1 pseudogene is annotated in these 1580 nt (G+C 29.4%); it reads right to left on the reverse strand.

What is annotated here, in order from left to right:
* Positions 1-1568 (reverse strand): annotated as a pseudogene (locus ACW2QF_RS20170) (hypothetical protein); the annotation flags it as partial.
* Positions 1569-1580: the final 12 nt, after the last annotated feature.

The raw sequence follows: 1580 nt of genomic DNA on the forward strand, positions 1-1580 counted from the left end.
TTTTCTGTAGGGATACAATTTGAACTATCTATACTTTTAATTTCATCCAATATCTCTTCTAACCAATTCATTGGGCAAATTAAATCATGATTAATTCTTTTTTCAATCTTATCTTTTTTCTCTTTAATTTCTTCATATGGGATATCTATTCCATTTTTAGAATATTTAATATCTTTGGTATACTGCATAAATCTTGGCAAATCACATTTTACTTTCTTTATTTTACCATTTAGTTGTAGTTCATCCTTTGTGATATTCATGCAGCTCATTGATTTAATTCTTTCAATTTCTAAAATTGGATCTACTTCATATTCTCTCTTACAACTGTCAATTGCCACTTGTGCTAATACCGATAATATAATAAAATTATCATATAGTTCTTTGTTGTCTGGATTAGTCCAGTAATATGTCATTGCTAATTGTGCCAAGTTACTTGATTCTCCTATTGATAGACGTGATTTAGCAAATTTATTATCCATTTCTGCATATGCCAGTTTTGTATTCTGATATGTAATATTACTTTCTTTTAATGCATTTACTATGGTTGGATAGTTTTCATAACAATACTTCGCCCATTTAACCATAATGTCATTATCAGTTACAAAGAAAAAGTCACTATCTTCGTCCATTCCATTTGCCCTATCCTGAATGTCACTATTGATACAATTAACCGCTATTATATTTTTGCTAAAAGGAAAGTATTTTTGCATTTCAGGACTATACGTATTATGTAGATAACATATGTTGTTTGGGGAGTTATGGGGATTACGTATAGCGCACAGATATTTTCCATCTTCAAATCTTGTGGAATAACACTGAATCGTACCTTTTTCATAATTCAATGTTGGATCTTTCGCCCAATCCTCCCCTATAGAATAGAGTAGTAGTGCATACGGATTACCACAAATAGTAAGATTATCAGCATTAATTGTGATTTTGCCTCTTCTAAGCCTATTAACATATAAATTTATAATCTTTCTTTTCTCAGTTCTAAACCATTTACTATTGCCAAAACTATTATTATGCTGATATAAATCGGCAAGCATTTCATAATGGTTAATTTCATTTGCGTTGTTTCTCAGGAATATTTCAAATTCATCATTATCTCTTTTGATTAATTCAACATAATCAACACTAGTTTTAGTTATTTTTCTAATATCATCTTTTGTACATGGAAGAGTATTAATCATCTGGTAACTCATTTGTTGCACATTACCAAGTTTGCTTTCGTGATCTGTTTTTACCACCCCGAACATAGAACCGTCTGCATTTATTTTTTTGCACCAATATCGATAAGCTTCTAATTCTGTATTTCCCATCAGTTCTTTAAATTTTATCCATTTTATTGCGTTATTTGTGGTTATTACTTTAATTTCTTTTATTTTGTGCGGCAATCCAAACATATCATAAATTTCATATGTATCATAATTTTTTCCGTTCTTTAAGCACCAGTCTTTAAAGAATAATTGTATGTTACTTCTAAATCCACACATTTTAAAGAAATGATTTCTTAAAAGAAGCATACCGTTTGCATAATTTGGCATAAAATCACTTTCAATTAATCCCATACCATCCCAAAT

This window comes from Anaerosporobacter sp. (assembly GCF_965301125.1).